The 21,760-nt window shown below is 43.7% G+C and carries 25 protein-coding genes, 1 tRNA gene and 1 pseudogene; 17 read left to right on the forward strand and 10 right to left on the reverse strand.

From position 1 onward, the window contains the following. Positions 1–19: 19 nt before the first annotated feature. From meaB to Bealeia2_RS00790, 10 genes and pseudogenes are all read left to right on the forward strand, one after another. Entirely contained in the window at positions 20–997 is a 978-nt protein-coding gene (gene meaB / locus Bealeia2_RS00745; protein WP_331255265.1) for a methylmalonyl Co-A mutase-associated GTPase MeaB, read from the forward strand. 647 nt (positions 998–1,644) lie between these two features. After that, positions 1,645–1,983: an IS630 transposase-related protein gene (locus Bealeia2_RS00750; RefSeq protein ID WP_331255234.1), complete on the forward strand. Its 339-nt coding sequence runs from the start codon at positions 1,645–1,647 to the stop codon at positions 1,981–1,983. Positions 1,984–2,041: 58 nt separating this feature from the next. Continuing rightward, positions 2,042–2,506: pseudogene (locus Bealeia2_RS00755) on the forward strand (IS630 family transposase). 135 nt (positions 2,507–2,641) lie between these two features. Continuing rightward, entirely contained in the window at positions 2,642–3,139 is a 498-nt protein-coding gene (gene ruvC / locus Bealeia2_RS00760; protein ID WP_331255266.1) for a crossover junction endodeoxyribonuclease RuvC, read from the forward strand. Beyond that, positions 3,136–3,756 carry a Holliday junction branch migration protein RuvA gene (gene ruvA, locus Bealeia2_RS00765; protein ID WP_331255267.1) on the forward strand — a complete coding sequence of 207 codons (621 nt, stop codon included), beginning with the start codon at positions 3,136–3,138 and terminating at the stop codon, positions 3,754–3,756. Before ruvC ends, ruvA begins: the two co-directional genes overlap by 4 nt. Beyond that, a complete protein-coding gene (ruvB, locus tag Bealeia2_RS00770; RefSeq protein ID WP_331255268.1) occupies positions 3,757–4,788 on the forward strand; it encodes a Holliday junction branch migration DNA helicase RuvB in 1,032 nt (343 codons plus the stop codon). It abuts the gene before it with no gap. Continuing rightward, on the forward strand, positions 4,781–5,221 hold the full coding sequence (locus Bealeia2_RS00775; protein WP_331255269.1) for a YbgC/FadM family acyl-CoA thioesterase: 441 nt from the start codon (positions 4,781–4,783) through the stop codon (positions 5,219–5,221). Before ruvB ends, Bealeia2_RS00775 begins: the two co-directional genes overlap by 8 nt. 12 nt (positions 5,222–5,233) lie before the next feature. Then, on the forward strand, positions 5,234–5,965 hold the full coding sequence (gene tolQ / locus Bealeia2_RS00780; RefSeq protein ID WP_331255270.1) for a protein TolQ: 732 nt from the start codon (positions 5,234–5,236) through the stop codon (positions 5,963–5,965). Positions 5,966–5,968: 3 nt separating this feature from the next. Then, the gene (gene tolR / locus Bealeia2_RS00785; RefSeq protein WP_331255271.1) at positions 5,969–6,442 is read left to right on the forward strand and encodes a protein TolR; all 474 of its coding nucleotides are present in this window, start codon (positions 5,969–5,971) and stop codon (positions 6,440–6,442) included. Between the two features lie 14 nt (positions 6,443–6,456). Then, positions 6,457–7,314 carry a cell envelope integrity TolA family protein gene (locus Bealeia2_RS00790; protein WP_331255272.1) on the forward strand — a complete coding sequence of 286 codons (858 nt, stop codon included), beginning with the start codon at positions 6,457–6,459 and terminating at the stop codon, positions 7,312–7,314. A 62-nt stretch (positions 7,315–7,376) separates the two neighbouring features. Here the strand turns inward: Bealeia2_RS00790 and Bealeia2_RS00795 are convergent, their stop codons facing one another. The 3 genes from Bealeia2_RS00795 to Bealeia2_RS00800 are packed head-to-tail and all read right to left on the reverse strand — an operon-like array spanning position 7,377 to position 7,984. Beyond that, positions 7,377–7,691, reverse strand: coding sequence for a transposase (locus Bealeia2_RS00795; protein ID WP_414437816.1), 315 nt, complete (start codon positions 7,689–7,691; stop codon positions 7,377–7,379). Further along, positions 7,603–7,812, reverse strand: a complete 210-nt coding sequence (locus Bealeia2_RS10475) for a hypothetical protein (protein ID WP_414437817.1) — start codon at positions 7,810–7,812, stop codon at positions 7,603–7,605. The genes Bealeia2_RS00795 and Bealeia2_RS10475 overlap by 89 nt, the downstream gene beginning before the upstream one ends. A 13-nt stretch (positions 7,813–7,825) precedes the next feature. After that, on the reverse strand, positions 7,826–7,984 hold the full coding sequence (locus tag Bealeia2_RS00800; RefSeq protein ID WP_331255273.1) for a helix-turn-helix domain-containing protein: 159 nt from the start codon (positions 7,982–7,984) through the stop codon (positions 7,826–7,828). A 369-nt stretch (positions 7,985–8,353) separates the two neighbouring features. On the opposite strand from Bealeia2_RS00800, the gene Bealeia2_RS00805 reads away from it, so the two are divergent. Further along, the gene (locus Bealeia2_RS00805) at positions 8,354–8,512 is read left to right on the forward strand and encodes a hypothetical protein (protein ID WP_331255274.1); all 159 of its coding nucleotides are present in this window, start codon (positions 8,354–8,356) and stop codon (positions 8,510–8,512) included. Between the two features lie 151 nt (positions 8,513–8,663). On the opposite strand, the gene Bealeia2_RS00810 is transcribed toward Bealeia2_RS00805, so the two are convergent. After that, entirely contained in the window at positions 8,664–10,076 is a 1,413-nt protein-coding gene (locus Bealeia2_RS00810) for an FAD-dependent oxidoreductase (protein WP_331255275.1), read from the reverse strand. Between the two features lie 180 nt (positions 10,077–10,256). On the opposite strand from Bealeia2_RS00810, the gene Bealeia2_RS00815 reads away from it, so the two are divergent. Together Bealeia2_RS00815 and Bealeia2_RS00820 are read left to right on the forward strand one after the other, a co-directional pair. Then, the gene (locus Bealeia2_RS00815; RefSeq protein WP_331255276.1) at positions 10,257–10,583 is read left to right on the forward strand and encodes a YggT family protein; all 327 of its coding nucleotides are present in this window, start codon (positions 10,257–10,259) and stop codon (positions 10,581–10,583) included. Positions 10,584–10,597: 14 nt separating this feature from the next. Further along, positions 10,598–11,467 carry a bifunctional 5,10-methylenetetrahydrofolate dehydrogenase/5,10-methenyltetrahydrofolate cyclohydrolase gene (locus tag Bealeia2_RS00820; RefSeq protein WP_331255277.1) on the forward strand — a complete coding sequence of 290 codons (870 nt, stop codon included), beginning with the start codon at positions 10,598–10,600 and terminating at the stop codon, positions 11,465–11,467. Here the strand turns inward: Bealeia2_RS00820 and ptsP are convergent. Continuing rightward, a complete protein-coding gene (gene ptsP / locus Bealeia2_RS00825; RefSeq protein WP_331255278.1) occupies positions 11,464–13,257 on the reverse strand; it encodes a phosphoenolpyruvate--protein phosphotransferase in 1,794 nt (597 codons plus the stop codon). The two genes, Bealeia2_RS00820 and ptsP, sit on opposite strands and share 4 nt — an antisense overlap. 119 nt (positions 13,258–13,376) lie before the next feature. Between ptsP and Bealeia2_RS00830 the strand changes: the two genes are divergently transcribed. Together Bealeia2_RS00830 and Bealeia2_RS00835 are read left to right on the forward strand one after the other, a co-directional pair. After that, the gene (locus Bealeia2_RS00830) at positions 13,377–14,000 is read left to right on the forward strand and encodes an IS607 family transposase (protein WP_331255279.1); all 624 of its coding nucleotides are present in this window, start codon (positions 13,377–13,379) and stop codon (positions 13,998–14,000) included. Beyond that, complete coding sequence (locus Bealeia2_RS00835; protein WP_331255280.1) at positions 13,984–15,180, forward strand: RNA-guided endonuclease InsQ/TnpB family protein; 1,197 nt, start codon at positions 13,984–13,986, stop codon at positions 15,178–15,180. The genes Bealeia2_RS00830 and Bealeia2_RS00835 overlap by 17 nt, the downstream gene beginning before the upstream one ends. Here Bealeia2_RS00835 and Bealeia2_RS00840 read toward each other — a convergent pair. From Bealeia2_RS00840 to Bealeia2_RS00855, 4 genes are all read right to left on the reverse strand, one after another. After that, positions 15,157–15,624 (reverse strand): GAF domain-containing protein, encoded by a 468-nt coding sequence (locus Bealeia2_RS00840; RefSeq protein ID WP_331255281.1) that lies wholly within the window; start codon positions 15,622–15,624, stop codon positions 15,157–15,159. The two genes, Bealeia2_RS00835 and Bealeia2_RS00840, sit on opposite strands and share 24 nt — an antisense overlap. Next, positions 15,621–16,646 carry an NAD(P)H-dependent flavin oxidoreductase gene (locus tag Bealeia2_RS00845; RefSeq protein WP_331255282.1) on the reverse strand — a complete coding sequence of 342 codons (1,026 nt, stop codon included), beginning with the start codon at positions 16,644–16,646 and terminating at the stop codon, positions 15,621–15,623. The genes Bealeia2_RS00840 and Bealeia2_RS00845 overlap by 4 nt, the downstream gene beginning before the upstream one ends. 15 nt (positions 16,647–16,661) lie before the next feature. Continuing rightward, positions 16,662–17,897 (reverse strand): aspartate kinase, encoded by a 1,236-nt coding sequence (locus Bealeia2_RS00850; protein WP_331255283.1) that lies wholly within the window; start codon positions 17,895–17,897, stop codon positions 16,662–16,664. A 181-nt stretch (positions 17,898–18,078) separates the two neighbouring features. Beyond that, positions 18,079–18,153: transfer RNA gene (locus tag Bealeia2_RS00855), tRNA-Gly, on the reverse strand. A gap of 145 nt (positions 18,154–18,298) precedes the next feature. On the opposite strand from Bealeia2_RS00855, the gene Bealeia2_RS00860 reads away from it, so the two are divergent. Beyond that, positions 18,299–19,432 (forward strand): hypothetical protein, encoded by a 1,134-nt coding sequence (locus tag Bealeia2_RS00860; RefSeq protein WP_331255284.1) that lies wholly within the window; start codon positions 18,299–18,301, stop codon positions 19,430–19,432. A 486-nt stretch (positions 19,433–19,918) separates the two neighbouring features. Here Bealeia2_RS00860 and Bealeia2_RS00865 read toward each other — a convergent pair whose 3' ends face one another. Next, the gene (locus Bealeia2_RS00865) at positions 19,919–20,644 is read right to left on the reverse strand and encodes a methyltransferase domain-containing protein (protein WP_331255285.1); all 726 of its coding nucleotides are present in this window, start codon (positions 20,642–20,644) and stop codon (positions 19,919–19,921) included. Positions 20,645–20,763: 119 nt separating this feature from the next. Between Bealeia2_RS00865 and mdh the strand changes: the two genes are divergently transcribed. Beyond that, complete coding sequence (gene mdh, locus Bealeia2_RS00870; protein WP_331255286.1) at positions 20,764–21,738, forward strand: malate dehydrogenase; 975 nt, start codon at positions 20,764–20,766, stop codon at positions 21,736–21,738. Positions 21,739–21,760 lie beyond the last annotated feature (22 nt).

Below are 21,760 nucleotides of genomic sequence, written 5' to 3' on the forward strand. Positions count from 1 at the left end.
TTCGTGATAAATTAAGTGCATGATTATTTCAGAGCTCAAAGATAATCTCGTGAAAGGGGATAGGCGCGCTATTGCACAAGCCATGACTCTTGTAGAGTCCTCGCGTCCTGAGCATCAACACAACGCCCAAGCACTCCTTGCAATGATTTTGCCCCTTACGGAAAAATCTTTTCGTATTGGGATTTCGGGTGCGCCGGGGGTTGGAAAATCCACATTTATTGAGAGCTTTGGCCGTGATCTCCTCCAAAAAGGGCATCGCGTGGCAGTTTTGGCTATTGATCCCTCGTCTACCCTTTCTAAAGGATCGATTCTTGCGGACAAAACCCGCATGGTGACACTTTCCCAAAGTCCCGACGCATTTATTCGCCCCAGCCCTTCTGGTGGAATTTTAGGCGGCACTGCGCAACGCACAACAGATGTTATTCGTATCGCAGAAGCGGCAGGTTTTGATATAATTTTGATTGAAACCGTGGGCGTGGGCCAATCAGAGCTTGCCGTTTATGATCTTTCAGATATGGTTCTGTTGCTTTTGGGACCGGCTTTGGGGGACGAACTCCAAGGGATCAAAAAAGGTATTGTGGAGATTGCTGATTTGATTGTCATCAACAAGGCAGACTCAGGTCTTGAGGAAAGATGCCTCCAGACAGCACAAGCCTATCGTGGTGCCCTAGAGATGAGTCGCCCACGTCTTCAATCCTGGACACCTAAAGTTGAGGTAATTTCTGCGATAGAATCCAAGGGGTTCCAAGCTCTTTTCAAAGATATTGAAGATTATAAAGTGGTTACCCAAACATCTGGGGAGTGGCAGACACGAAGGCAATCCCAAGCGCAGCATTGGCTTGAGGAGGAAATGAAAGCACTATTGTGGCAAAAAATTCAAACGGCGTGGGATGCTGAAATTCAAAAATCCCTTACGTTAATCAAAGACAAAAAATCCACCCCCTCTCAAGAGGCGCAAAGAATTATTTGCGAAAATGGGGGACACATTCAAGTATGAAGTCCAACACGGTGTGAACCTCCACGGGGCAAGCCCCGTGGTATCTCGTTGGCCTAAAGGCCAAGTTCAAGCTGCGCTTGCCTCATATCACTAATTATATGAGGGGCGCTTCATCCATGGGACAAGCCCCATGGTTTTATGCGCGTATAAATTATGCACACTTTTGCAAGGTTTCTAACCTTAGGATCTCTTGTTTTTGGAGCAGTTGCTTTGCAAGCTACAAATCCTAATCCTGTCCCTATCAATAACAAGAGTTTTTTAATTACATGTAAAAATTGTAATATTAGATCCGATAGTTTTTTGAACTGTGAATGTAAAAGAAAAAATCAACAAAATGCTGACTCAAGTCTTAATTTGAGTAATTTCCATACTCCAGCAGGATCAGTATCTGACCTATGGAAAGCGTTGAGTCTTCAAGTTCAGAACTGTGATGGAATCTTAACAATTACCGAGTCATGTCCTTAAACTGATATTCCCACAAAAAAATAATCACGATTTCTAAATTCAAAGCCACGAACGTAGTTCGTGGCTTTTATTATGTCCAATCAAAATGAAAATTGGGTGTTCTATAACGCTCCCCAGAGAAACTATAGTCCTTCCCCTATAAATAGATAGATTTTTAGGAAAAGTTTAGGTATAAGGAGGGAATGGTAAAAGCATATTCGGAAGACCTGCGGAAAAAGGTCATCTCCTACATTACGAGCGGCGGCCGTAAGCGGGAGGCTGCAAAGGTTTTTAACGTTGGAGAAGCCACGATCTATCGATGGATATGTCTTCATAAACAAGGGGATATTAAACCGAAAAAACGCACTTCTTATCCGCGTAAAGTCGATGAGCAAAAACTCAGAGACTACGTCGCTCAAAATCCGGATCATACGCTCAAACAAATCGCCGAAGCTTTGGGGTTGAGATTCCAAAACGTGAGTAAATGGCTTAAACGTTTAAACATTACACGAAAAAAAGACGACGCTTTACAAAGAACGTAACGAAGACAAGCGGGCCGAATTTATAAAACAGCTTGAGAAAATAGATCCTGAAACAATCGTGTGGATTGATGAAGCTGGGATTGATAATCGCCTTTATCGAGAGCATGCCTGGGCGCCGCGCGGACAAAAGGTTTACGCGGAGATCCCGGGCCAAAAAAGAGAGCGTGCCAGTATCATTGGCGGTCTCATGAAGGGTGCGTTCGTGGCGCCTTTCACCTTTCAAGGTGGATGTCATGCAGATCTTTTTAATGCTTGGCTTGAGTAGGTTTTATTGCCGGGTTTATCAAAAAATACCACCCTGATTATGGACAATGCCGCCTTTCACAAATCGCCAAAAACGAAAGATTTGATTGAGAAATTTGGCTGCCATCTCCTCTTTCTCCCAACTGACTCTCCTGACCTCAATCCTATCGAACATTGGTGGCACAAAATCAAATCCATCCTCCGCCCCCTCGTCCAGCAAAACCCAGAAAACCTTCATCAACTCCTTGATAAACTCCTCAGCCAATGTCTATCCATATAATGGAGAAGTACTATAGGGCTCAACAAAAAAGCAAATGAAATCGGACTAGGCATAGAGAATCTTTTTCTCACGTGAATATCAGCTTCCTTACAGGCCACACTTGACCTCATGGGAGGATCATGATCGAATGAGGTCATGTCACATTTGATTCGCATTCTTGGAATTGACCCCGGGCTCACCACAACAGGATGGGCCCTCATTGACGTTACTGGTTATCATTTGTCCCCCTTGAATTCAGGGGTTATTCGATCATCTCCGTCGTTGCCCCTGGCCAAAAGGTTGGGAGATCTTTATGATGAGCTTCAGACAATTTTGGAAAAGTATGCTCCCCATGAGGTTGCTGTGGAAGAAACATTTGTGAATCAAAATCCGGCATCAGCCCTCAAGCTCGGCCATGCCCGCGGGATTGCTTTGGCGGCCCCCGCCCGCTGGGGACTTCCCGTTTTTGAGTATGCTCCCAATACCATTAAAAAGGCGGTTGTAGGTGTGGGGCATGCGGAAAAACAGCAAGTTCAGCATATGGTTTCTATTTTACTTTCGGGCGCCAAATACAAAAATGCAGATGAAGCGGATGCCTATGCCATTGCCATTTGTCATGCCCATAATCGATCCGCAAAAGGAGCTGTGGCATGATTGCTCGACTGAAAGGAATTCTTGAAGAAATTGGATCTGACTCTCTCATTTTGGATGTAAATGGGGTTGGATATTTGGTCTCGTGCTCGCAAAAGACATTGGGCGCCTTGGGCCCCAAAGGGGCTCCCGTAAGCCTTTGGATTGAAACTCTGATGCGGTCTGAAAGCCTTCAACTTTATGGATTTTTTGAAAAAGCGGAGCAAGCCTGTTTTTTAAAACTTCTGACCGTTCAAGGGGTGGGATCACGTATGGCCTTATCACTTCTTTCCACAATGACACCGGAAGAACTTATTCGCGCTATTGCTTTTCAAGACAAAGCTCTTCTGACCCGTGCCGATGGGGTTGGCCCAAAACTAGCCAGTCGCCTTGTGACTGAGCTCAAAGACAAGTTTGAAAAAGGTTTTGAAGGCATTGAGCTCAAACCTGCCACCTCTACCCACTTAGGAGGTGTTTCTTCGGCATTTGAAGATGCGATTTCGGCCCTTGTCAATTTGGGATACCGGAAAGGGGACGTCACAGAAGTTCTTATTCGCGAGCGTAAAACTTTACCTGAAGATGCCACTCTGCAGGATTGGATTCGTCTTGGGCTTTCTCATTTGGCCAGGGCGGTGGCGTAAATGGAAAATCGTATGCTTCAACGTGAAGCCCTTGAGGACGATGAAGATTTGACTCTGCGCCCACAGGGCCTTTCATCTTTCGTAGGGCAAGCCCAATTGCGGGGGAACCTCAGCATTTTTCTCGAGGCTGCCCGTGCCCGGGGCGAGGCCATGGATCACGTGCTTTTTTTTGGCCCCCCAGGTCTTGGTAAGACAACCCTAGCGCAAATTGTTTCTCGTGAGCTGGGTGTGAATTTCAAATCCACCTCCGGTCCTGTGATTGCCCGCGCTGGAGATTTAGCGGCATTACTCACAAATTTACAAGAACGTGATGTTCTTTTTATCGATGAAATTCACAGATTGAATCCCGCCGTTGAGGAAATTCTCTATCCTGCTATGGAAGATTACAAACTCGATATTATGATCGGGGAAGGGCCTTCTGCACGTTCGGTCCGCATTGATTTGCCGCCATTCACATTAGTGGGTGCAACTACTCTATCGGGCCTCATCTCCTCGCCCCTCAGGGATCGTTTTGGAATTCCCTTGCGGTTGGTGTTTTATACCCCTCAAGAATTGCAATCTGTGCTTTTACGCGGTGCTGATGTTTTAAAAACCACAATTTCTCCAGAAGGGGCTTTTGAGATTGCAAAACGATCTCGCGGCACACCGCGTATTGCGCTCCGTCTTTTGCGGCGTGTTGCGGATTTTGCCCTTGTGCAAAAGTCGCCCTTGATTACGCCTGAAATCGCTCACGAAGCCCTTATTCGTCTAGATGTCGATCGTGAAGGATTGGATGCCTCTGATAGACGGTATATGATGTTTCTTGCTGAGAATTATCAAGGAGGGCCTGCGGGAATCGAAACACTTGCAGCGGCATTGGCCGAACAACGGGACACTCTTGAAGATGTGATAGAACCCTATCTTTTACAGCAAGGATTTATTCAAAGAACGCCACGAGGAAGAATGATCACCGCAAAAGCTTATGCGCATTTGGGCTTTGTGCCCCCCTCCAATTACGTCACACCCTCACTTTTTCCGGAAAACGATGACTAACTTTTTATCCGGATTTCAAAAAGGACACTTTCATATTCTCCCCTTGCGAATTCAAATGGAGGATACGGATGCGGGTGGCATTACTTATTATGCCAACTATTTAAAATTTGCTGAAAGAGGACGCGCGGCAGCATTGGTGTACCTTGGATATCCTCACAAAAATATCATCGACAGATGGGAGATTATGTTTGTTGTGCGTAAGTGTTCTGTTGACTATTTGGTCCCGGCTTGCTTAGATGAAGATCTAGAAATTGTAACGACTTTTACGCCTTTAAATCGCGTGAAAGTTGAAGTTCATCAAGATGTCATACGCCAAGAGCAGTGTCTTGTGCGCCTGGAAACGACATTAGTGTGTGTTGGTAAAAATTTAAGACCTGCCAAAATTCCTGATGAGCTGATAGAAAAGTTGAAGACATTTTCGAAAATTGAGTAAGGAGTTTTAAGAATGCCCACAGCACCCGCAGCCCTTGGATCCGTCACCGCAACCCAATTTGGTGTTGATGCTGTCGCCCATGATCTTTCCATGTGGGGGCTTTTTATGTCCGCCGACCTGATTGTGAAGGTCGTGATGATTGCTCTTCTTTTTGCCTCCTTCTGGACTTGGACAATCATTATTAACAAAACCATTCTTATGCGAAAACTTAATCGCCACGCGAATAATTTCGAGGATGCTTTTTGGTCGGGCGGATCTTTAGACACCTTGTTTGAACGGGTAGGCACACGTCCCCGTGATCCCATGTCAGCTATCTTTGGGGCAGCCATGCGGGAATGGCGTCGCATTGCCGGGAAAAACGGCGTAAAGGCCACTTTGCAAGAACGCGTTGATCGGGTTATGCAGGTAACTTTGGGCCGCGAGATGGACAAACTTGAGCGCAGTATGACATTTTTGGCATCTGTCGGATCCAATGCACCTTTCGTAGGACTATTTGGAACGGTATGGGGGATTATGAATAGCTTTTCTTCCATTGCCGCCTCCAAAAACACAAGTCTTGCCGTTGTGGCCCCTGGTATTGCTGAAGCTCTTTTTGCAACAGCTTTGGGTTTGATTGCAGCTATTCCCGCATCCATTGCCTATAATAAGATTTCCTCTGAGCTCAATCGTTATGGGAATCGGCTTGATTCGTTTTCCAACGAATTCGGATCAATCATTGCCCGTCAATTGGACGAGGAGCGTTAAGCCATGGCTGGTGCCTTAAAACCCTTATCGGGAAATCGAGGTCGAGGACGTCGCGGATTTCAAGCCGAGTCCACCATCAACATAACACCACTTGTTGATGTGATGCTGGTGCTTTTAGTGATTTTCATGGTTACAGCCCCTTTAATGACTGTGGGCGTTCCCGTTGATCTTCCTAAAACAAAAGCTTCTACCATGACTGAAAATGACGAACCTTTGACGGTGAGTATTGACGCCAAAGGCGTTGTCTATCTCCAGGAATCTGAGATTGCTATGGACGCACTTGTGGCACGACTTGTGGCAATCACGGGAGCTAACCCTGAAGCACGTATTTATGTGCGGGGAGATCAATCCATTCCCTATGGTCGGATAATGGAAGTCATGGGAGCTTTGAACTCCGCCGGATTTTCAAAAGTGGCCCTTGTTTCAGAAATGCCGCAAACGGCCTCCACGGGCCCAAAACTCAAACCCAAACCGTAGTTGGTGATGTAAAGATGGATATGCGCAAAAGCGCACTTTTTTCAGGTCTCGCCCATCTCCTTGTGATCATTTTGATGCTTGTGGGACTGCCCAAGCTTTTTCAAAAAGATCTTCTTCCTCCTGCTCCCATTCCCATTGAAGTTGTGAATATTGCCGATATTACCCAAGCTAAAGCGCATAAAGTAAAACCAAAAGATAGCGGACCTAAACCGGTTGAGGAAGAAAAGCCCAAACCCAAACCTCAACCCCCCAAGCCTGAGGAAAAAGTCGACGAGAAAAAACCTGATCCCGAACCCGAACCTAAGCCAGAGCCAAAACCCGAGCCGATTGAAGATGTTTTGGCGGAGGTAATCGAAAAGGTTGAGGAAAAACCAAAACCTAAGGACGAGAAGAAAAAAGACAAACCCAAAAAAGATAAAAAGAAAGATAAACCAAAAAAAGATTTTATGGCCCTTTTGAATAACCTGGAGGATTTGGACTCTTCAGAAACGTCTCCTGCACAAAAGGATGTGGACGAAGCCGCAACAGAAGATCAGGCGGCTGAGAATATTGGTGAAATTTTGAGCGTCACTGAGATGGATCTCATTCGTCGTCAAATGCGGGAATGCTGGAATGTTCCTTCTGGTACAAAAGGTGTTGAAGGCATGGTCGTTGTGATCAATATCGAAATGAATCCAGATGCAACCGTGAGATCCGCAAAGCTCGAGGATGCAGGTCGTTATAGTTCAGATCCCCATTTCCGCGCTGTTGCGGATTCAGCTTTAAGGGCCGCTAAAAATCCCCACTGCAATCCTTTAAAGCTGCCCTTGGATCGCTACAACGATTGGAAGTCTTTCACATTCCGTTTTGATCCCAAGGATATGTTTCAGTGAGTAATACCAATCACAAGAAATAGATATGATAATTTAGCCCAGTGACGAGAGCATATACTCCTTTAACTTGAAGATGCCTTATTAAGGATCTGAAAGTTATCATTAATGCGGTCAACCATAGAGCTGGCGATTTGAGGCCATTTGGCAAAGAATTCGTCAAGGGCTTTCCTAAATTCAGCGGCACTTTTAAAGACACGATTATTGCGTACGCACTCATTCATCACTTTCCATAATCGCTCAATGGGGTTCAAATTGGGGCTGTAAGGAGGGAGATAATGCAGGACAATTTCATAGTCCTCGGCAGCCTGCTTTGTTTCTTTGCTGATAGTATAAGGAAATTTTTGGGGCCTTCGGATATTTCTTACGCAAAGCCTCAAAATGCTTTTCCATGGCTTTGCTATCAATGGTTTCATAGGCTGCAATAGTCACATCCATCGTTTCCAAATTAATGGAACCCAAGAGATTAACCCGTGTACGAGAGGCAATGGTCGAGATCAACTTATCTTTCCCTTTATGAATCCACCCATCGGCTGACAGTGCCTCGCGCTACTCCCAATAAATGCCCCACTTCCGCATGCGTCTTCCCGCCTTCAACAACTGCCTTAATCCCCCTCAAACGAAGGCTTTCTTGGGCACCTTGCGTTAACTTTCGTGCATCTCCTAATTTCATACCTTCTACTTATCACATTAATCTCCTCATGTCTCCTGTTTTATTGCCGGAGTAATATACGAAACAATAAATTGGATACTTACGGCTTTGGGCTTTGGCGCACAAATCAGGGGCAGGGAAATTGCATGAAGCTGAAATCTCATAAAGCCCTTAGGGCTGAGAGACTGCCTGGTAAAACAAAAATATGATAAGTCAAGCGGATAAATGAAAAAATGAGGAATTATAATGTGTTCAAGCGACTTAAAAGACGAAGAATAGAATCAGATTGAGGTGTTTTTTCAAAAAAGGGATCTACGAGGCTGTAACCCAAAGCAGCATCTCTTCTGCCATGCGACGAACTTATCAGACACAAAACAAGCCTGTGCTGTGATGGACCGGCGTGTTGATAAATATCCCACCATCCAAGCCTATGCCGCTGATGATAGCTATAGAGGGACTGCCGTCCAACACGCCCAAACTCAACAAGGGCGTTTCCTTGAGGTTGTCGTGGGTCTCACAGGTCCTTATGTTCCCATGGCCAAACGCTAGGTCGTGTATAGAACGTTTGGCTGGATGCCTCATTTCAGAAGGCTTGCCCAGGATTATGAAATAATCCCAGGCAATTCTGAAAATATGGTTCGTATCTCTAGGGTGAAAATTATGCTTGCAAAACTCATTTGATTTTTTTCCAGACAGTCTCTCAATCTTTGAAATATTTTTCAACAAGGCTGTCGGCATGACGAATGACGCCATCAACAATATCAAAATCATAAGACGCGCCTGTGAAATATAATTTTCCATCATACATTCCTTGCATCCCTGAGAATGTTTTTGCCATGGATTGCATGAGATCAGGATACTGAGGATGAGGATAATATTTTACATAACGTTGGCTTAAAACCTTTACGTCTTCAGGTTCAATTGCAAACCGAGAGGAAAGCAAATTTTTTAAGGCAACTGCGCTGTTATCGTAGTTTTTCTGATCAAGACCCTTGACGTAATTATAACTGATCCAAACGGGATCATTTTGAAACTTGTTGAGGAGCAGGGCAGGCTCATATCCGCTATATTCAAAATTGCCATACTGACGTTGTGGAATGCGTTTATGAGCTTCTTCCGAAAGTTCAAAAATCGTCGTTCCATAATAGTTGTATTTGAGGTTTAAAATGGCCTTTTTCTGGGATGAAGATATGCCCTCGATTGTCAGATCTGTCATGTTCCCGGGGGGAATGGTGCAAATAAGTGAGTCGCAACTATAAATTTGATCTCCAAAAAGACGAACCTTGCCAGATCCTTGTGAATAAGAAACGCTCTCAATTCGATCATTGAGATAAACGACCCCGCTTTGAAGGGATTCTTCATAAATTTTTGAATAAAGTTCTTCAAATCCCTCTTGAATAACGTATTCAGGTGTGGAGAAAAAACGACCAATAAGGGGGAGGCCATATCTCATAATCTGCGCAGACAAACTCGAGGAGAAAACTTTTACCGTATGGGCCATGGGGACTTCGTTTAAAATTGATAATTCAGAATTGGTCTCTCGATATCCATGACTGTATCCGTACAACGGAAGAACCACTCTTAAAATCCGCTCCATGGATTCAATTTTTTGGTCTTTTAAGTAGTCCCACGTACCTGAGGAAAGAATGGATTCGGTTGCCGCCTGTTCATATCCGGGCGATTGGTGAGGATAATAGGATGTCAGATACGTATATTTTCCAATATCCTTAATGGTTTTTAAGAATCCATAATCGTTTTTTGTGGAATTAAATAAACTAAGCCCATTTTTAAGATCGTAAATGGGTGGGACAGGGAGCATGGTCAGGTTATATTTTTTTACAAGGGGAATAACGTAATCGTAATGTCCGCCGACGGCCGTTGCACCATGATCATATTTTTTTTCCTTGTATGAAAATGACTTTATGCGCCCTCCACCATTCTTATCCGCATCGATGACCGTGACTTTATGTCCCAGTTTGGAAAGTTTTGCGGCCGTATAAGTGCCTGTGACGCCATTTCCTAAAACGATGATATTTTTGCCAACGCCGTTTAAAAGGGGAGATGCGCATAAAAGAATCAAAAAAGATCTTGCGATTACAGCTGAGAAATTCACAATACAGGCTCCTTGTTTTTAAATTATTTATTTTTACATTAAAAACAATACGTCATAATTTGTTAAATTTTTGCTAATCAATAATTAAAAAGACCTTAATGAGGTTTTTTATCTCCACTTGCATGCAACTCTGAGGTGTATTAATTTGAGAGAAGAAAAAAGAATAAGGACAAAAGACCGATGGACATCATTTTGATTCCGCTACTTACAATTCTGGATAAAATCATCGAGCTTTATGTTCTGTTGATTTTTGTTTCGGTGATTATGAGCTGGCTTATGGCGTTTAATGTCATTAATCGCAGCAATCAATTTGTGCTTATGGTGAGTGAATTTTTGTATCGCGTGACCGAACCTGCACTTCGTCCTTTGCGGAAAATCATTCCTAATTTAGGGGGAATTGATCTCTCTCCTGTAGCACTTATCTTTATTCTTTATTTTCTACAGATGGTCATCGGCATGGTGATTATGCGTTTGATCGTGGCAGTCCCTGCTCAATTAATTCATTAACTCTCAAATTCAAGGTGAACGCTTTTATTATTAATGGCCTTAAAGAAGCTGAAAAAGTTAAGTCTGAAATTTTAAACGAAGTTGACTCTCTTCAAAAAACATATGGCCTTCCCCCGGGTCTTGCTGTTGTGCGCGTAGGTGACGATCCTGCCAGTGCCGTTTATGTTGAGAAAAAAGGGCAGGATGCTCGTGCCATGGGGTTTTATTTTGAAGAGCATTATTTGGATGGCAATGCTTCCCAAAATGACGTTTTAAAAACCATTCAATCGATCAACGCTAATCCTCAGATCCATGGACTTATTCTGCAATTACCCGTACCGGCTCATCTTAATCCTTTTAAGTTGGTGAATGCCATTGATCCTCAAAAAGATGTGGATGGATTACATCCTTTAAACACAGGGCTTCTAGCTCAAGGTCGCGATGAAGGGTTTATTCCTTGCACGCCTTTGGGATGTCATCATTTAATTGAAACTGTAACAAAAGATCTTGCAGGCCTTAAGGCCGTTGTTGTCGGAAGATCTATTCTTGTGGGGCGCCCTATGGCCCTTCTTTTGATTCAAGAAGATGTGACCGTCACATTAACCCATGCCAAAACGCAAAAATTGCCCAAACTTTTAAAAGAAGCCGATCTTGTGATCGCCGCCATGGGAGCCCCTCGATTTATTAAAGGGGAATGGTTGAAAGAAGATGCCATTATCATTGATGTAGGGATCAATCGTATCCAGGATTCTTCTGGAAAAATGAGTCTGACCGGTGATGTGGATTTTGAAAGTGCACAAGAGCGTGTTCGCGCGATTACCCCAGTTCCTGGCGGTGTGGGGCCCATGACACGCATTTATCTTTTGAAAAATACGATTAAGGCTTTTAAGGAAAAATTGAATTAGAGGAGATGAGGGGGAAGCAGTCCATTCTCAGTGGCAAATTTCTTTAATCCCTCACGCAAGGACCCTTTTGAAGTCCCCAATGCATTTTCCATATAGGCCTTAAAGTCAGAGAGATTTGTATTTCGTACCAACCTCTTGATTGCGGGAATTGAGGATACATTCATCGAAAAGGATCTGTATCCAATACCCATTAACGCCAGAATCTCAAGAGGATTTCTGACCATTTCCCCGCAAACGCTAAGGGGAATCTTGTAAACCTCAGCCTGATTTAAAATGAGTCTCAAGAATCTCAAATAGCCCAAACTTAAAACATCATACCGATGTGCTAAATTAGGGTTGGTTCTATCACACGCAAAGAAAAATTGAAAAAGATCATTAGTGCCTAAAGATATAAAATCGACCTCAGAGGCAATCTGATCCAGTTCCCATACAATGGAAGGGGTTTCCACCATAAGCCCTACCCGAACATTTTTGGGCATGATTTCCGATTTAGATTTGGCACGCTCCATTTCCTCATTCAAGAATTTTTTGGCACGCAGATATTCTTCCGCCGTTGTGATGAGCGGAAACATCACATTAAGGTCGCGATCACTTGCTGCTTGAATAAGGGCTCGAAGCTGTTGTTTGAGTAAGGCAGGTCTATCCAAAGAAACGCGAATAGCGCGCCAGCCCATGGCAGGATTTTCATCCGTAACACGCCACATATAGGGTACGATTTTATCTCCGCCTAAATCCAATGTCCGAAATACGACGGGTTTGCCTTTGGCATGATCGAGCACATCGGCATAAAGTTGTGCTTGAACTTCCACATCTGGAAACTTAGAGTGCATCATGAAAGGGATTTCGGTGCGATAAAGACCAATCCCTTCTACTTTAGAATCATGAATGTATTGAAGATCAATCATCAGGCCCGCATTGAGCTGAAGATGGATAAGCATCCCATCTTTTGTCTCCGTGGGTAGGTTGGCCAAAGCCTTTAATTCTGTTTTCCATTTTGAAAACGTCAGGCTCTTTTTCTGAGCTTCTTCAATTTGAATCGGATCTGGATTAAGAGTAATTGTGCCCTCTTCCCCATCAACAATGATTTTTTGTCCAAGCTTTAAATTTAGGAGCAAGTTGTGAATTCGCCCTACAACGGGAATTCCCATAGCGCGCGCGACAATTGCCATATGAGAGGTATGAATACCTTCTTCCAAAATGACGCCCCTTAAATTGCGCTGATCGTAATCGAGAAGTTCGGCGGGCCCCATCTGATGGGCAATTAAAATCATGTCCGAAGGAAGATCTTTTTGAGGAAAATCCTCGCCGGTTAAATGTGCAATAAGACGATTGGCAAGGTCTTCAAGATCCGCCAAATGGCCCTTTAAATATTTGTTCCCAATTTGAGCATACTTATCGCGACTTTCCCGTCTCACAGCATCCACTGCCGCTTCTGCAGTTAATCCCGTTTGGATTTGAGCTTGAATTTTTTTGATCCATCCACGGTCTGCGGCAAACGTTTTGTAGGTTTCTAAAATTTCCTGAGGATCTCGATGCGCGCTTGTGACATGATCTTTTACCATATCATCAATTGATTCCATCATCTCACGGATGGCTAATCTCAGGCGATCTCTTTCATAAGAAGTGCTGTTAGAAGATCTGAAATGACTCCAACTTCGGGGCTGATGAAGAACAATTTCGCCAACCCCCACACCGCCACTAAAACTGATGCCTTCAATGGTGAGGGATTCATGGTAGGTGTCATCTTGAACGGTAAATGTTTTTTCCAATTCATTAAGTTTTGAGAGCATCTCAACATAGGCCTCAAGCGCTTTTAAAGTACCCTCATGAAAGGGATGGTGTACGGAATTTTGAAGGGTTAATAACTGCTCTTTAAAACCTATCTAAACTTGTATATAGTTATCCAATTATGGATAAGTTATTGAGTATCAGAGAAGCCAGTCGTATTCTTGGAGTGTCAAATGGCACATTAAGGCGATGGGAAAAAGAGAGTCGCCTTGTTCCCGAAAGAACAGCGGGAGGACAAAGACGTTATCCTTTATCTGCCTTGCGCCCTCATCTTGTTCGCACTGAAAAGATAGATAGAAAAACGCTTTGCTATGCTCGTGTTTCCAGTCACGATCAACGGCAGGATTTGGAAAGACAAAAACAAGTCCTTGAGATGTATTGTGCAGCTCAAGGTTGGAAGTTTGAGACCATTGCGGATCTTGGCAGTGGTATGAATTACAACAAAAAGGGTCTGAAGATCCTGATTAGTGCCATTTTAGACAGAGAAGCAGGTCGATTGGTTTTAACCCATAAAGACAGGCTGTTAAGATTTGGAGCAGAATTAATCTTTTCCATTTGTGAGATGAATCAGGTAGAAGTTGTGATTATCAATCAAGGGAAAGAACCCTCTTTTGAAGAGGAACTCGCCAAAGATGTGTTGGAAATTATCACTGTTTTTTCGGCCAGATTGTATGGTGCGAGAAGTAAAAAGAACAAGAAATTATTGGAAGGTCTGAAAGAAGCCTACGATGCTGTTAGTTCATAAAGTAGAATTGAAGCCAAATAATAAGCAGGCGACTTATTTTAGAAAAGCCTGCGGTGTTGCACGCTTTGCTTATAATTGGGCTTTAGATCAATGGAAGAAACAATACCAGAATGGTGAGAAGCCTACAGAAATAAGCCTGCGTAAACTTCTCAATGCTTGTAAGGCGGAAGAATATCCTTGGATGCAAGAGGTCACTAAAAATGCCCCTCAACAAGCCATCAAAAATTTAGGATCAGCTTTTAACCGCTTTTTCCGCAAACAGGGAGGATATCCCAAGTTTAAAAAGAAAGGAATCAGGGATAGCTTTAGAGCGGACAATGGTCCGCCCCAAAAAGGAGAGTCTGCCATTCGTGTGACAGGTAAAAAGATTCAAATTCCTTGTTTGGGATGGGTCAAAATAACAGAGAATTTGAGATTTCAAGGACAAATAAAATCCTTGACGATCTCAAGAGTTGCAGACCGATGGTTTGCATCCATCAGTGTTGAAATAGACAAACTGCCTCATGTACGCAAGAACCAAGGTATTGTGGGTGTGGATTTGGGTATTACAAAACTGGCAACTTTATCCAATGGCATGGTTGTTGAGGGAGCAAAGGCACATACCGCTTTGCTGAAGAAGTTAAAACGATCTTCTCGACAGCTATCTCGTAAAGATAAAAAGAGTATGAATTTTAAAAAGCATACTCAAAAACTGGCACGTCTTCACGCCCGAATCGCTAATATCAGACGTGATTATCTCCATAAGGCAACAACCGATATTGTCCTGAATCATCATGAAATTGGCATTGAAAACCTAAATGTCAAAGGTATGTCAGCGAACAGAAAATTAGCTCGACATATTTTAGATCAGTCTTTTTATGAATTCAGGCGTCAATTGGAATATAAGGCAGGTCTCTATAATGCTCAAATTTTTGTTGCTGATCGGTTCTTTCCGTCAAGCAAGCTCTGCCATAGCTGCGGATGTGTTTATGCGGATTTAAAGTTGTCGGAGAGACATTGGACGTGTCCACATTGCAACCAATCTCATGACAGAGATGTGAATGCAGCCCTTAATTTACAACGTTTATGTACGGGCAGCTCGCCCGAAACTTATGCCTGTGGAGTGGGAAGCTCTGGCTCATTTGCTCGTCAAATAAGTGAAACTACCTGCGTTGAATCAGGAATACAACACCATGCGTAACTTTAGTAAAATATGGTTAGGTTTGGATAAGTTTGTAAGAGCGGTCAAAACGCCCACACGTCCTTTGGAAGTCACAATTGGATATCCGACCAGGGCCAAATAAATATAATCGGTGGCCCCTGGGCGATACACAAAATTAGGATGAGTTGTGAGATTGTCGATCATTGCAGGCTTACCTGTGGAGAGGATATAGCCTAAAACACCTTCGCCCACGCGAAATTTGGATTGAGGTTGGGCTCCCTCATCGCGATCATAATAAACGTAAGACTCAAGAAAATAGTCATCGTTTAAAAGGTAAATACCAGAAGAGCGAGCATTAAACTCATGGGCCAAGAATTTGACAAAATCGAGAAGTCTTGACCGCAGAGGCTTTGGTGCAGAAAGAAGCTGCTGTACATCCTCAAGGGTGTTAGAAATAAAGTTTAGTTTTTGATTTTTTTTCACGAAACCTCTGTGTTTATATGACCATTACGGCTCTTTAAGGCCGTTAAAGCTTGAGTAATAAGATCTTGAATGATCTCTTGTGCCGGCTGCAATTGTGTCACCATTCCAACGCTTTGACCAGCCATAAGAGACCCTGTTTCAATATCTCCTTCAATGACCGCACGTCTTAAAGCCCCGGCCCAATAATGTTCAATTTCAAGTTGAGCAGACTTTTCGTCAAGTTCACCTTTGTTGAATTTTTCAATGACGTGCCGTTGGTGGTCCATGAATTTTTTGGTGCCGTCATTCATAATGGCACGAACAGGAATCACGGGGAAACGTGCATCTAATTGAACTGTCGTTACCGCATCGCGAGCATTGGCACGGAGGAAAGAATTTTTGAATTTCGGATGTGCGACGCATTCATCAGCGCACACAAATCGAGTTCCCAATTGGCATCCGGAAGCTCCCATTTCAAGGTAGGATAAAATAGCATTCCCCCGTCCGATTCCACCGGCGACAAAAATCGGAACTTCTTTAATTGTGGGGAGAATTTCTTGGGCAAGAACGCTTGTCGATACGGGACCAATGTGACCTCCCGCTTCAGAACCTTCGATCACAAGAGCATCAACACCTTGACGAATAAGACGCTTGGCTAAGACTAAAGCAGGCGCAAAGCACATGACTTTAATGCCCAATTCCTTTAAGCGTTGAATTGCAACGGTGGGGGGGAGACCGCCCGCCAAAACCACATGGGAGACTTTTTCTTCTCCACAAATTTCAACAAGCTGATTTAAATCAGGGTGCATTGTGATGAGATTTACACCAAATGGATGTGAGGTGAGTTTTTGTGTGGCTCGAATTTCTTCACGCAATTTTTCAGGTGGCATAGCGCCACAGGCAATCACTCCAAATCCACCGGCATTGGAAATAGCAGAAACAAGATTTCTTTCAGATACCCATGTCATTGCTCCTGCCATAATGGCGTAGCGAGTGCCTAAGAATTCCCGTCCTCGTCCCCAAAGTTGATCCAATTGTTTCATAGCCTTATCACTCATTTAACGTTTACCTTTATCATCTAACTCATAAATTCCGTGAAGCGCTGAAACAGCTTTTTCAGTCTCATTCGCTGGAATCAACACACTCAGCTTAATATCAGAACATGAAACCAGAGACACCTTTATATGATCTTCAGCAAGCTTCTTAAACAACTTTCTTGCGACATGTGAATAATACTTTAGCCCAGATCCGACAATAGATATTTTTGCGACATTATTATTTCGTAATAAATCATAAAAATTGAGTTTTTTTTGAGATAATTTCAAGATTTCTTCTGTGCGATCCAATTCTGCTTTTAAAGCCGTAAAATGGCAATCCATTAAGCGTCCACAAGGTAAAAGGTCTTGGGTCAGCATATCGATTTCAATTTGGGCCGTCTTCATCATCTCGTGAAAAAGGGTTAGAATTTCAGGTTTGGCGGGCAGGCCCTTTAGCGTGATCTGCCCCTCTTGTAACGTATGGGCTACACCGCGAATGGCTTGAGGACTTGTTTGAATTTCATGGTCTCCTGTGATCAAAGTCCCTGAGGGACGTTCTGCATGGGCGGATAAAACGCGAAGTCTCACGTTATGGCGCATAGCAAATTCCACAGAATCCCGTTGCAAGACTTTGGCGCCGTGTGAGGCCAATTCCAGCATTTCATGATAGGCAATTTGATCAATTTTCCCCGCTGAAGAGACCGTGCGTGGATCTGCTGTATAAACACCATCCACATCGGTATAAATGTCACAGCGCTCTGCCTTCAAAGCGGCTGCCAGTGCTACAGCTGTTGTGTCCGAGCCCCCGCGCCCCAATGTTGTAATGCGTCCTTGTGAAGATAAACCTTGAAATCCCGCAATAACGGATACCACACCTTTTTTAAGATCTTGGAGAAGGCTTGCTGTGTGAATCTCTAAAATTTTCCCGTGAGCATGGGTATCTGAAGTTAAAATGGGAATTTGCCATCCTAGCCAAGACCGCGCGGGAACTCCTATATTTTGTAGCGCCAATGCTAATAGCCCTGAGGTGATCTGTTCTCCAGATGAGGCAATCACATCGTATTCTGTGCGATCGTAGGTGGTGGTGATGTTATGAATGTGTTCGATTAATTGATTCGTGACCCCAGACATGGCTGAAACCACAACGACCACCTGATGCCCTTGATCCACTTCGTATTTAACGCGTAGTGCGACCTTGCGAATCAAATCTACAGTGCCAACAGAAGTTCCGCCAAATTTCTGAACGATAATTGCCATAGCATCCTGAATTTTTTGCACCCAGAAATCCTATACCTTGTTTGATCGTCTCCAGCAAGTTTTATACCGACACATCCCAGGACCAAATTCGTCACAGAAGTGTCAAGCACATCAGTTTTACTCAGGAGAAAATTTTACACTTGGAGTGTTTTAAAAAGGAAATAGTGAAACAATAAGAAACTGGAGCGGGCGAAGGGATTCGAACCCTCGACCCCAACCTTGGCAAGGTTGTGCTCTACCCCTGAGCTACGCCCGCGTCACCAGTTTGAATGCGCGCATCATAACCATCGCACCCTATTTTGCAAGAGCCTTTTTTAAGATTTTTTACAATTGCATTTTTGATTGCGCTTTTGCACAACTTGGGCAACGATGGGCTGAGTTATTTTTTAGGGGATTTATTTATGATACGTCATTATCTCATTCGCATGAGCGGAATTGTATTTGCTGTGGCTTTACTTTCAGGCGCCCTTTGGTCGTCTTTAAAACCCATTTTGAAAACGAACATCCCTCTTAATTGCGCGATTCTTGCGGTGATGGGAATTGGGGTTGTTTATTCCTTTTACCTTGTTTTACGCCTTAAAAAAGAAATGGCTTGGGGCGAGGCATATCAATTAGGACGTCCTCGCGCTTGGGCCGAATGCCAACCCAAACTCTTGAGTCCTCTTGCTCAAGTTTTGGAGCAAGAAGGCCTGCACTATCAACCCTCGCTCATTCGTTTGCAATTAGAGGCTGTGTGGAGCACACTTGAGGAAAGCCGTAGTTTGCTGCGCTATAGCGTAGGGCTTCTTGTGTTTATGGGGCTTTTGGGAACATTCTGGGGACTTTCGGGGACTATTGCAGGGATTGCCCAAATGGTTCAAAATTTGCCTGTGGATATGGCCGCCTCTACTCAATTTTTTACCCAATTAAAAACCGGAATTGAATCGCCCTTAATGGGAATGGGAACGGCTTTTGGATCCTCTCTTTTTGGCCTTGCAGGATCATTGGTTGTCGGAATTTTGGCCCTTCAAGCAAGCCACGCGGAAAACCGATTTTTCCAAGAGCTGGAAGGCTGGGTTATCCCTTTAACGGAATCCCCTACACAATTTTCATCTGAAAACACGCTGCCCCCTGCTCTTTTACAGGCGATGGTGGGAGAGCTCACACAGAATTTGGTTCAGCTTACAAAGTTAGTAGATCGAGGACATACCAAACAAACATCCATTGAAACGCAGCTCAAGGCTTTGGTCAGTAATTTGGCGAAGTTGAGCGACCAAATGCGGGTTGAACAAAATCTTCTTATGAAATTAGGCGAGGGACAACTCGAGCTTCAAGAAATCCAAACGCGTTTGCGCAAAGCCATTGAGCAAAATGAACTCGGCATTGACGAGATCACAAAACAACATTTGCAAAATATGGATCTTTCTCTCCAATCCATTGCTCGTGAACTTCCTCAAGGCCAAGCTGAACTTATGTCCCATTTGGGCCAAGAGCTGCGTATGATGTCTCACGTGATCTCTAAGCCAGGGGTTACGTCCTTAAAAAAGGCGGGTTAGATTCTCAATCTGCCATTGACGATTTTCTGGAAGCTTACCTTGGCGCAAAAGTTCATCTCTTAAGGTTTTGAAGAGCACTTATTTTTTACGCAATCCTTATAGACACTAGCTGCATGAGAGTAACACATCCTTATTTTCTCAATATCATGTTCATAGTGTGCTGAATTTTCTCTAATCTTTAGACCTTTACATTTATGTAAATTTGTATTTATGATTTTTATGTTCTCGTTTATACAGCTTTTTTTGCACTCATCTTCAGCGCGTACGGTTTGGATTCCAACGCAAGAAGCTATCGCGATGACAGAGCTCATAAGAAATAGTTTACCCATAATATTTATCCCTATCTGTTTAAGTTTTGTATTTATCCTTAAGGAAATTTTTCCTTCGGAACAAGAGTGCTGCTAGCCTCTCTTTTGAAAACCTAAATCATCATAGATTAATAAATGATTAACAAAAAAGGCAGCATGACAATTTAAGGGGTGATTTTCACTCTGCAACTATGGGTTTTGTGATACGCACTTTTTTACCTGCAACCGCTGCTGCCTCTGTTAAGGCGCCGGCATAAATTTGTTTGGAGGCCTCCATAAGAATGACACCCGACATTTTGTGAAACCATCGATGTCCCAAACTTTCCCATGCCATCGAAGTACTCAGAATAAAGCGGGATTTGAGAGGGGGTACATAAAGAGCATGATCGGATTGGATGGGTGTGAAAAGGTTGTCCCGCAAAAGCCTTGAAAGTTGGGAAAGCGTAAAAGGATGACCTTGCCCAAAAGGTGTCCGGTCTACACGTGCCCAAATACTGGTACGATTGGGAACGACCACAAGGAGACGTCCTCCGTCTTTTAAAACGCGCCAGACTTCTCGTATCATATGGCGATTGTGATGACCATATTCAAGGGCATGAATGAGAAGAACACGATCAATGGATTGATCGGCCAGGGGAAGTTGCGTTTCGCCCGAAAGGATTACAATATTGGGTTTTGAATTTGACCAAGAGAGGGCCCCTTGTTCGGCGGGCATGATGGCCATCGTATTTCGGGCTTCTTCTCGATATTGACGTAAAAAAGGTGTGGGATAGCCCAAAGCCATCATCCAATCCCCTTTAACATCGGGCCAGAACTCTCTGATTTTCTTGCGAATCAGACGGCGAACAACATTTCCCAAAGTTGAAGAATAAAAGTCTCGCATATCCACAACATCAGGCCACATGAGATCTTTTTCCCCATTTTTATTGCCAGTCTTAACGAGATCTTAACCCTATTGCCTTGTGATATCTAGTGAAAAGGAGTAAAACTTTTGGACAAGATCATCAAAGGAAGGAAAATAAGATGGCACGATCTAAGATTTCGCTTATAGGCGCTGGAAATATTGGTGGAACACTCGCGTATTTGGTGGGACTGAAGGAACTCGGGGATGTTCTTCTCTTTGATATTCAAGAAGGTGTTCCTCAAGGAAAAGCCCTTGATATTGCGGAATCTGCTCCTGTTGAAGATTTTGATTCCCATCTCAAAGGATCGAACGATTATAAAGATCTTGAAGGATCTGACGTTGTGATCGTAACCGCAGGGCTTCCCCGCAAACCCGGGATGAGCCGAGATGATCTTCTCGATATTAATAGTAAAATTATTCGCCAAGTGGGAGAAGGTATTAAAAAGCATTGTCCTGAAGCCTTTGTGATTGTGGTCACAAATCCCCTCGATGTTATGGTTTGGGTCATGCGAGAAGCGTCAGGACTTCCTCATTCCAAAGTGGTCGGAATGGCTGGCGTTTTGGACAGTGCCCGCTTTAGGTATTTTCTTGCGCAAGAATTTAACGTCTCCGTTGAAGATGTTCATGCCTCCGTTTTGGGTGGTCATGGAGATACGATGGTGCCTCTCATTCGCCATTCTACGATTGCCGGAATCTCCCTTCCAGAGCTTGTGAAAATGGGATGGACGACCCAAGAAAAATTGGACATCATTGTCAAGAGAACTCGTGAGGGCGGTGGCGAGATTGTGAACCTTTTAAAAACAGGGTCCGCATTTTATGCTCCTGCATCCTCTGCCATTGCCATGGCCGAATCCTATCTTAAAGATAAAAAACGCATCTTCCCCTGTGCTGCATGGCTCACTGGGCAATATGGTGTTAAAAATCTTTATGTGGGGGTTCCTACAATTATTGGCGCAAACGGGATTGAAAAAATTATCGAGATCGATTTGAATGCAGACGAAAAAGCCATGTTTGATCATTCCGTTTCTGCCGTTCAGGAGCTTGTTCAAGCGGTTCAAAATCTGGGGCAAAACCAAAAAGCAGGTGCTGCTTAAAAATTTAAAGGACAGGATATCA

The sequence above is a fragment of the Candidatus Bealeia paramacronuclearis genome, assembly GCF_035607555.1.
Taxonomy (GTDB): Bacteria; Pseudomonadota; Alphaproteobacteria; order UBA9655; family UBA9655; genus Bealeia; species Bealeia paramacronuclearis.

Excerpts from the sequence above, each read along its gene's own strand:
- Bealeia2_RS00860 (WP_331255284.1), top strand. The coding sequence starts at position 18,299 with ATGATACGTCATTATCTCATTCGCATGAGCGGAATTGTATTTGCTGTG.
- Bealeia2_RS00790 (WP_331255272.1), top strand. The coding sequence starts at position 6,457 with ATGGATATGCGCAAAAGCGCACTTTTTTCAGGTCTCGCCCATCTCCTT.
- ruvA (WP_331255267.1), top strand. The coding sequence starts at position 3,136 with ATGATTGCTCGACTGAAAGGAATTCTTGAAGAAATTGGATCTGACTCT.
- tolR (WP_331255271.1), top strand. The coding sequence starts at position 5,969 with ATGGCTGGTGCCTTAAAACCCTTATCGGGAAATCGAGGTCGAGGACGT.
- Bealeia2_RS00750 (WP_331255234.1), top strand. The coding sequence starts at position 1,645 with ATGGTAAAAGCATATTCGGAAGACCTGCGGAAAAAGGTCATCTCCTAC.
- meaB (WP_331255265.1), top strand. The coding sequence starts at position 20 with ATGATTATTTCAGAGCTCAAAGATAATCTCGTGAAAGGGGATAGGCGC.
- Bealeia2_RS00775 (WP_331255269.1), top strand. The coding sequence starts at position 4,781 with ATGACTAACTTTTTATCCGGATTTCAAAAAGGACACTTTCATATTCTC.
- Bealeia2_RS00850 (WP_331255283.1), bottom strand. The coding sequence starts at position 17,897 with ATGGCAATTATCGTTCAGAAATTTGGCGGAACTTCTGTTGGCACTGTA.
- ruvC (WP_331255266.1), top strand. The coding sequence starts at position 2,642 with ATGTCACATTTGATTCGCATTCTTGGAATTGACCCCGGGCTCACCACA.
- tolQ (WP_331255270.1), top strand. The coding sequence starts at position 5,234 with ATGCCCACAGCACCCGCAGCCCTTGGATCCGTCACCGCAACCCAATTT.
- Bealeia2_RS00865 (WP_331255285.1), bottom strand. The coding sequence starts at position 20,644 with ATGTGGCCTGATGTTGTGGATATGCGAGACTTTTATTCTTCAACTTTG.
- Bealeia2_RS00830 (WP_331255279.1), top strand. The coding sequence starts at position 13,377 with ATGGATAAGTTATTGAGTATCAGAGAAGCCAGTCGTATTCTTGGAGTG.
- Bealeia2_RS00845 (WP_331255282.1), bottom strand. The coding sequence starts at position 16,646 with ATGAAACAATTGGATCAACTTTGGGGACGAGGACGGGAATTCTTAGGC.
- Bealeia2_RS00815 (WP_331255276.1), top strand. The coding sequence starts at position 10,257 with ATGGACATCATTTTGATTCCGCTACTTACAATTCTGGATAAAATCATC.
- ptsP (WP_331255278.1), bottom strand. The coding sequence starts at position 13,257 with ATGCTCTCAAAACTTAATGAATTGGAAAAAACATTTACCGTTCAAGAT.
- mdh (WP_331255286.1), top strand. The coding sequence starts at position 20,764 with ATGGCACGATCTAAGATTTCGCTTATAGGCGCTGGAAATATTGGTGGA.
- Bealeia2_RS00805 (WP_331255274.1), top strand. The coding sequence starts at position 8,354 with ATGGACCGGCGTGTTGATAAATATCCCACCATCCAAGCCTATGCCGCT.
- Bealeia2_RS00835 (WP_331255280.1), top strand. The coding sequence starts at position 13,984 with ATGCTGTTAGTTCATAAAGTAGAATTGAAGCCAAATAATAAGCAGGCG.
- Bealeia2_RS00800 (WP_331255273.1), bottom strand. The coding sequence starts at position 7,984 with ATGAAATTAGGAGATGCACGAAAGTTAACGCAAGGTGCCCAAGAAAGC.
- ruvB (WP_331255268.1), top strand. The coding sequence starts at position 3,757 with ATGGAAAATCGTATGCTTCAACGTGAAGCCCTTGAGGACGATGAAGAT.